At 60.7% G+C, this 8,329-nt stretch carries 6 protein-coding genes and 1 pseudogene; all 7 read right to left on the bottom strand.

Annotated elements, in window-relative coordinates:
• Positions 1–538: response regulator (locus L9Z73_RS20435; RefSeq protein WP_247404686.1), on the bottom strand; the 538-nt coding region annotated here is incomplete at its 3' end.
• Positions 539–705: 167 nt separating this feature from the next.
• Positions 706–1,467, bottom strand: a complete 762-nt coding sequence (gene phoU, locus L9Z73_RS20430; RefSeq protein WP_247404684.1) for a phosphate signaling complex protein PhoU — start codon at positions 1,465–1,467, stop codon at positions 706–708.
• Between the two features lie 70 nt (positions 1,468–1,537).
• Complete coding sequence (gene pstB / locus L9Z73_RS20425) at positions 1,538–2,371, bottom strand: phosphate ABC transporter ATP-binding protein PstB (protein ID WP_247404680.1); 834 nt, start codon at positions 2,369–2,371, stop codon at positions 1,538–1,540.
• A 189-nt stretch (positions 2,372–2,560) separates the two neighbouring features.
• Positions 2,561–4,231, bottom strand: coding sequence for a phosphate ABC transporter permease PstA (gene pstA, locus L9Z73_RS20420; protein ID WP_247404677.1), 1,671 nt, complete (start codon positions 4,229–4,231; stop codon positions 2,561–2,563).
• A gap of 15 nt (positions 4,232–4,246) precedes the next feature.
• Positions 4,247–6,280, bottom strand: a complete 2,034-nt coding sequence (locus L9Z73_RS20415; RefSeq protein WP_247404688.1) for an ABC transporter permease subunit — start codon at positions 6,278–6,280, stop codon at positions 4,247–4,249.
• Positions 6,281–6,689: 409 nt separating this feature from the next.
• A complete protein-coding gene (locus tag L9Z73_RS20410; protein ID WP_247404674.1) occupies positions 6,690–7,676 on the bottom strand; it encodes a phosphate ABC transporter substrate-binding protein PstS in 987 nt (328 codons plus the stop codon).
• A gap of 241 nt (positions 7,677–7,917) precedes the next feature.
• Positions 7,918–8,329, bottom strand: a pseudogene (locus L9Z73_RS20405) (MFS transporter); the annotation flags it as partial.

The raw sequence follows: 8,329 nt of genomic DNA, 5'->3' as shown, positions 1-8,329 counted from the left end.
CGGGCGGGCTGTTGAGCAGGCCTCTGCTCGGGGCAGCCGCCGCCACTGGGGCGGCCTTGACCGCTTCAGGCTTGCCACCGGTCAAGGCGCTCAGGGAATCGTTACCGAAGGCTGAGTTCATCTTGGTCGGTGCGCTGGCGACCAGGGCGTCGAGGCGACCGACCTTGTGCAGGGCATGCTTGACCTTGGTCAACAGCTGTTCGTTGGTGAACGGTTTGCTGACGTAGCCGGAAACCCCGGCCTGGATCGCCTGCACCACGTTTTCCTTGTCGCCACGGCTGGTCACCATCACGAACGGCATGGCTTTGAGCTGCGGTTGCTCACGGCACCAGGTCAACAGCTCCAGACCGGACATCTCGGGCATTTCCCAGTCGCACAGCACCAGGTCGAAGGTTTCGCGCATCAGGATGGCCTGGGCCTTTTTGCCGTTCACCGCATCTTCAATCTTGATCCCGGGGAAGTAGTTGCGCAGGCACTTCTTCACCAGGTCGCGAATAAACGAGGCGTCATCCACCACCAATACACTGACTTTACTCATCGACCCTTTATCCTATAAAAACGCGGCACGCAGAACGCCTGACTAATGGCATTTTGCCAAAACTCTGTAGTCACGTTGGGTTTTCTTTCACCCAACGCGCAAAAAAAATCAGCTGCCACAAACGAAAACGCCCGACCAAAGGCCGGGCGTTAATTTCTCGGGCAACCTTACTTATCGTCAGATTCACCCGGAACATTAGGGATTTGATCAGTTGACCCTTCAACTTCGGCTTTCATGCGCTTGAGGCCCATGTGCCGTACGTCCGTGCCACGCACCAGGTAGATCACCAGCTCCGAAATATTGCGCGCGTGGTCACCGATCCGCTCCAGGGAGCGCAGCACCCAGATAATGCTCAAGACCCGCGAGATAGAGCGCGGGTCTTCCATCATGTAGGTAGCCAGCTCGCGCAGGGCGGTCTTGTATTCGCGGTCGATGACCTTGTCGTACTGGGCCACCGACAACGCCAGCTCGGCGTCGAAGCGAGCAAACGCGTCCAGGGCATCGCGCACCATGTTGCGCACCTGGTCGCCGATATGCCGCACTTCCACATAACCGCGCGGGGCTTCGCCTTCTTCGCACAGTTGGATGGCGCGGCGCGCGATTTTAGTGGACTCATCGCCGATACGCTCCAAGTCGATCACCGACTTGGAAATGCTGATGATCAAGCGCAGGTCGGAAGCCGCCGGCTGGCGGCGGGCGAGAATGCGCAGGCATTCTTCGTCGATATTGCGTTCCATCTGGTTGATCTGGTCATCGATCTCACGCACTTGCTGGGCCAGGCCCGAGTCGGCCTCGATCAACGCGGTGACTGCATCGTTGACTTGCTTCTCCACCAGCCCGCCCATCGCCAGGAGGTGGCTGCGCACTTCCTCAAGCTCGGCGTTGAACTGCGCGGAGATGTGATGGGTAAGGCCTTCTTTACTAATCATGTTGGCGTCCTTGGAGCGTCCGGAAAGGTGCGGAGAACCGCAGCGTCAATGCAATCTGAACCACAGCATCCTAGCCGTAGCGACCGGTGATGTAGTCTTCGGTCTGTTTCTTCGCCGGATTGGTGAACAGGGTATCGGTATCGCCGAACTCCACCAGCTTGCCCATGTACATGAACGCGGTGTAGTCGGAAACCCGCGCCGCCTGTTGCATGTTGTGGGTCACGATGACGATGGTGAACTTGGACTTGAGCTCGTAGATCAGCTCTTCGACTTTCAGCGTCGAGATCGGGTCGAGTGCCGAGCAAGGTTCGTCGAGTAGCAGCACTTCAGGCTCCACGGCGATGGTACGGGCGATCACCAGACGTTGTTGCTGGCCGCCGGACAGGCCGAGTGCGGACTCGTGCAGGCGGTCTTTGACCTCGTCCCACAGCGCCGCGCCTTTAAGGGCCCACTCGACCGCTTCGTCGAGGATGCGCTTCTTGTTGATGCCCTGGATACGCAGGCCGTAGACCACGTTTTCATAGATGGTCTTGGGGAACGGGTTAGGCTTCTGGAACACCATGCCCACCCGGCGACGCAGCTCGGCCACGTCTTCGCCCTTGCGGTAGATGTTGGTGCCGTAGAGGTTGATCGCACCGTCCACGCGGCAACCGTCGACCAGGTCGTTCATGCGGTTGAAGGTGCGCAGCAGCGTGGACTTGCCGCAGCCCGACGGGCCGATAAAGGCGGTCACGCGCTGCTTGGGGATATTCATGCTGACGTCGAACAGCGCCTGTTTGTCACCGTAGTACAGGCTCAGGCCCGGCACTTCGATGGCCACGGTTTCCTGGGCCAGGCTCAGGCTCTGCTTGTCGCGACCCAGGGCAGACATGTTGATGCCGTGGGAATGGGTTTCGTGTTGCATGGGATGCTCCCTGTGCTACCAATTCGTTTCGTTGAACCGCCTGGGCGGTTTACTCAAATTCTGCGTGTAGCGCGGTCCAGTGTGGGAGGGGGCTTGCCCCCGATAACAGTGTGTCAGCCGGTATATGTGTTTCTGATACGCCGCCATCGGGGGCAAGCCCCCTCCCACATTGAATCCGCGTCACTTCAATTAGCTATCCAACGCTTTATATTTTTCGCGCAGGTGGTTACGAATCCACACCGCCGACAAGTTGAGCGTGGCGATCACCAGCACCAGCAACAGCGCGGTGGCGTACACCAGCGGCCGTGCGGCCTCGACGTTGGGGCTCTGGAAGCCGACGTCATAAATATGGAAGCCCAGGTGCATGATCTTCTGGTCCAGGTGCAGGTACGGGTAGTTGCCGTCCAGCGGCAGCGACGGGGCCAGCTTGACCACACCCACCAGCATCAACGGCGCCACTTCACCGGCGGCACGGGCCACGGCGAGGATCATGCCGGTCATCATCGCCGGGCTGGCCATCGGCAGCACGATCTTCCACAGCGTTTCCGCCTTGGTCGCGCCGAGTGCCAGGGAGCCTTCACGCACGGTGCGAGGAATCCGCGCCAGGCCTTCTTCGGTGGCCACGATCACCACTGGCACCGCCAGCAGCGCCAGCGTCAGCGACGCCCACAACAGGCCCGGCGTGCCGAACGTCGGAGCCGGCAGGGCTTCGGCGAAGAACAGGCGGTCAACCGAGCCACCCAGTACATACACGAAGAAGCCCAGGCCGAACACGCCGTAAACGATGGCCGGTACACCCGCCAGGTTGTTCACGGCGATGCGGATGATCCGCGTCAGGACGTTCTGCTTGGCGTATTCACGCAGGTAGACAGCCGCCAGCACGCCGAACGGGGTCACGATCATCGCCATGATCAGGGTCATCATCACGGTGCCGAAGATAGCCGGGAAGATCCCGCCTTCGGTGTTGGCTTCCCGTGGGTCGTCGCTGAGGAATTCCCAGACCTTGCTGAAGTAAAAGCCGATCTTGGTCATCGTGCCCATGGCGTTCGGCTGATAGGCGTGGACCACTTTGCCGATGCCGATTTCCAATTCCTTGCCGTTCGCATCGCGGGCGGTCAGGGCGTCGCGGTTGAACTGGGCGTGCAGGTCGGACAGGCGCGCTTCGATGTCCTGGTAACGGGCATTCAGTTCGGCACGGTCGGCATCCATGTCGGCCTGGGCGGCGGCGTCGAGTTTGCCTTCCAGCTCCAGTTTGCGACCGTGCAGGCGGATACGTTCGAGACCGGCGTTGATCGCGCCGATATCGGACTTCTCAAGGGTCTTGAGCTGGGCCGCCAGCTTGTTCACGCGGTCGACACGCGCCTGCAGCTCCGGCCACGCGGCCTCGCCTTCAGCGATGACCTTGCCATCCTGCTTGACGTTGACCAGGGTGCCGTAGAAGTTGCCCCATTCACGGCGCTCGATGGTCATCAATTCCACCGGCCTGGTCTGGTTCTTCAGCCATTCGCCGACGATCCACGTGAAGTCGTTGCCGTTCAGATCGCGGTTGCCGACCTTGATCAGCTCGCGGGTCATGAATTCCGGGCCCTGATCGGGCACGGGCAGGCCAGCGCTTTTCAGGCGCTCGCGCGGCACTTCTTCTTTCTGTACCACTTCGCCGATGACGATATGGTTTTCCTGGCCCGGTACGTTGTAGTTGGCCTGGATCAGGTCAGCCGGCCAGAAGTGGCCCAAACCGCGCACCGCAATCACCGCCAGCAAACCAAGGGTCATGATGACCGCGATGGACACCGCGCCACCGCTGATCCAGACGCCGGGGGCGCCGCTCTTGAACCATCCATTCAGGGAGTTCTGTTTCACAGACTTCTACCTTTCTTAAAGCGACGAGTATTTCTTGCGCAGACGCTGACGAATCAGCTCAGCGAGGGTGTTCATGATGAAGGTGAACAACAGCAGCACCAGCGCCGAGAGGAACAGCACGCGGTAGTGACTGCCGCCCACTTCCGACTCGGGCATCTCCACCGCGACGTTGGCCGCCAGTGTGCGCAGGCCTTCGAACAGGTTCATCTCCATCACCGGGGTGTTACCGGTGGCCATCAGTACGATCATGGTCTCGCCTACGGCGCGGCCCATGCCGATCATCAGCGCCGAGAAAATCCCCGGGCTGGCGGTCAGGATGACCACGCGAGTCATGGTCTGCCACGGCGTGGCGCCCAGGGCCAGGGAGCCCAGGGTCAGGCCGCGCGGCACGCTGAACACGGCGTCTTCGGCGATGGAGTAGATGTTCGGGATCACCGCGAACCCCATGGCCAGGCCGACGACCAGGGCGTTGCGCTGGTCATAGGTGATGCCCAGGTCGTGGGAGATCCACATGCGCATGTCGCCGCCGAAGAACCAGGTTTCCAGGTACGGGCTCATGTACAGCGAGAGCCAGCCCACAAACAGGATCACCGGGATCAGGATCGCGCTTTCCCAGCCATCGGGAACCCGCAGGCGAATGGACTCAGGCAGGCGGCTGAAGACAAAGCCGGCCACCAGGATACCAATCGGCACCAGCATCAGCAGGCTGAAAATCCCCGGCAGATGGCCTTCGACATACGGCGCGAGGAACAGGCCGGCGAAGAAGCCGAGGATCACCGTCGGCATCGCTTCCATCAGCTCGATCACCGGCTTGACCTTGCGGCGCAGGCTCGGGGCCATGAAGTACGCGGTGTAGATCGCCGCAGCAACGGCCAGCGGCGCGGCCAGCAACATGGCGTAGAACGCGGCCTTCAGCGTACCGAAGGTCAACGGCGCCAGGCTCATCTTGGGTTCGAAATCGGTGTTGGCGGCGGTCGATTGCCAGACGTATTTAGGCTCGTCGTAGTTTTCGTACCAGACCTTGCTCCACAACGCGCTCCACGACACTTCCGGGTGCGGGTTGTCCAGCAGCAACGGTTGCAGCTTGCCGCCGGCTTCGACGATCACGCGGTTGGCCCGTGGCGACAGGCCGAACACGCCCTGGCCGTCGACCACCGGGTCCACCAGCAGGGTGCGGTGGGCGGTGCTGTGGAACACGCCGAATTTGCCGGAAGCGTCGAGGGCGGTGAAGCCTTTGCGACGTTCTTCGGCAGTAATTTCAACGATGGGCGCAGTGCCCATCTCGAAGGTGCGGATCTGCTTCAGGTGCTGCTCGCCATCCGGGTCACGGGCCATGAACCACTGGGCCAGGCCGCCCTTGGAGTTACCGACGATCAGCGAGATACCGCCCACCAGTTGGGTACTGGCGGTGATTTCCGCGCCGCCATCTTCCAGCAGTTTGTAGCGACCGTTGAGGCTCTTGTCGCGCAGGCTGAACACATCGGCCAGGGCACGGCCGTTGATCACGTACAGCCACTGCTGGCGTGGGTCGATGAAGATCGCCTTCACCGGCTCGGTCATCTGCGGCAGCTCGATACGCTTCTGCTCGCTGGTGACCTCGCCGGTCATCATGTTTTCTTCACGGTTCAGGGACAGCACGTTCAAGTGCGAACCGGCCGAACCGGCCACCACCAGCGATGTGTCGGTGGCGTTCAGCGCGACATGCTCCAGCGGGCGACCGGCGTCATCCAGCACGATCGGGGTTTCGCCGTAAGGGTATTCGATCGCCGGGCTGATGGTCTTCTTGCCGTCCGGATAGGACACCTTGTAGGTGTGGCGGAACACCAGGGACTGGCCATTGGACAAACCGAGGATCACCAGCGGGCTGCCCGGCTGGTCTTTACCAATCGACACCACGCTGACGCCGGCCGCCAGCGGCAGGTCGACGCGCTTGAGTTCGGCACCGGTGCCCACGTCGAAGAACAGCGCCTGGCCCTTGTCGGAAACCCGCATGGCGACCTGGTTCTGTTCTTCCAGAGAGATCATCAACGGCTTGCCCGCGTCTTGTATCCACGCCGGTGTCAGCGCGGCTTCCTTGGTCAGCGAGGCGCCTTGGAACAAAGGCGCGACCACGTAGCCCAGAAAGAAAAAGATCAGGGTAATAGCGCCGAGAACGGCGAGGCCGCCGACCAGCACGTACCAACGGGTCAGGCGATCCTTGAGCGCGCGCATGCGGCGCTTGCGTTGCAGCTCAGGCGTATTGAAATCAATGCGCTTGGGGGGAGAAGTCGTCGTCATGGTGGAATTGGCCAGATCATTCATGCGCACACCCTAGCGATCCTGTATGACAGAAAGATGACAGTGCAGTGACGCAAAAAATCCGCCGCGTAGCAGAGCTGGCAGCGGACCAAAAAATTCGGAGTTTCTGTAGGAGCGAACTTGCTCCTACAGAAAGGCCGGTTTTACCCGGCCTGGCAACTTAGTTGCCTTCTTTCAGACCCAGGTCTGCCAGGGCCTTGGCGGCTACTTTGGCTGGCAGTGGGATGTAACCGTCTTTCACTACGACTTCCTGGCCCTGCTTCGACAGCACCAGTTTCACGAACTCAGCTTCCAGCGGAGCCAGCGGCTTGTTCGGGGCTTTGTTGACGTAAACGTAGAGGAAACGCGACAGCGGGTATTTGCCGTTCAGGGCGTTTTCTTCGCTGTCTTCGATGAAGTCGGTGCTGCCTTTCTTGGCCAGGGCCACAGTCTTCACGCTGGCGGTCTTGTAGCCGATGCCCGAGTAACCGATACCGTTCAGCGAGGAGCTGATCGACTGCACGACCGAAGCCGAGCCAGGTTGTTCGTTCACGTTAGGCTTGTAGTCGCCTTTGCACAGAGCTTCTTCCTTGAAGTAGCCGTAGGTGCCGGATACCGAGTTACGACCGAACAACTGCACTGGCTTGTTGGCCAGGTCGCCGGTCACACCCAGGTCGCCCCAGGTTTTCACGTCGGCTTTGCTACCGCACAGACGAGTCGAGGAGAAGATCGCGTCGACTTGTTCCATGGTCAGGTGCTTGATCGGGTTGTCTTTGTGCACGAACACCGCCAGGGCATCCACGGCAACCGGGATAGCGGTTGGCTTGTAGCCGTACTTCTGCTCGAAGGCAGCCAGTTCGGTGTCCTTCATCTTGCGGCTCATCGGGCCCAGGTTGGAGGTGCCTTCAGTCAGCGCAGGTGGAGCAGTGGCAGAACCAGCAGCTTGAATCTGGATGTTGACGTTCGGATATTCCTTTTTGTAACCCTCAGCCCACAGGGTCATCAAGTTAGCCAGGGTATCGGAACCGACGCTGGACAAGTTGCCCGACACACCAGTGGTCTTCACGTAAGCCGGAATTGCCGGGTCAACACCAGCGGCCACCGCGTGGGCAGTCGCAACGCCAGCAGCGACAAAAGTCATTGCCGCCATCAAACGCTTCAGTTTCATGCCTTACTCCTAGCAGATAGGGATAGTTGGATCGGGGCCAAGTATCGGTAGGCCGTGTGAACACTCTATGTCCGGAATGTGACAGTTAGATGAAAGGCCAGCATTGGGAGAAAAAGCTGCTGCAGGCGGCAAGTGCCGAAAAGACGGGGATGGCGAGGCGGTTGAAGCGATGATTCGGAAACACTCTGTAACCTATGATCGCTCCTACGCTACTGCGTAGGAACAATCTTCAGATGCTTGATTACCTGCCACGCGTCCACAGATACCCACCCACCCCCATCCCCATCACACACAGGACGGCAACGTAGTAGGCCGGGCCCATCGGGCTTTCCTTCATAAGCAGCGACACCGCCAACGGCGTCAGCCCGCCGAACACGGCGTAGGCCACGTTGTAGGAGAACGACAACCCGCTGAAGCGCACCACCGGCGGGAAGGCTTTGACCATCACGTAAGGCACCACGCCGATGGTGCCGACAAACAGGCCGGTCAGGGCGTACAGCGGGAACAGCCAGTCCGGGTGGTCCAGCAGGCTGTGATACAGCGTCCAGGAGGTCGCCAGCAACATCGCGCAGCCGGCCACGAGTATGCGGCCGGCACCGAAGCGGTCGGCCAGGGCGCCGGCGGCAATGCAGCCCAGGCTCAGGGTCACGATG

This window comes from Pseudomonas emilianonis, from assembly GCF_023072625.1.
Classification (GTDB): domain Bacteria; phylum Pseudomonadota; class Gammaproteobacteria; order Pseudomonadales; family Pseudomonadaceae; genus Aquipseudomonas; species Aquipseudomonas paraveronii.
The sequence above is the reverse complement of the archived record's forward strand: the minus strand, read 5'-3'. Positions and strand labels throughout refer to the sequence as shown.

Coding starts and splice junctions, on each gene's coding strand:
- phoU (WP_247404684.1), bottom strand. CDS start 1,467: ATGATTAGTAAAGAAGGCCTTACCCATCACATCTCCGCGCAGTTCAAC.
- pstB (WP_247404680.1), bottom strand. CDS start 2,371: ATGCAACACGAAACCCATTCCCACGGCATCAACATGTCTGCCCTGGGT.
- L9Z73_RS20410 (WP_247404674.1), bottom strand. CDS start 7,676: ATGAAACTGAAGCGTTTGATGGCGGCAATGACTTTTGTCGCTGCTGGC.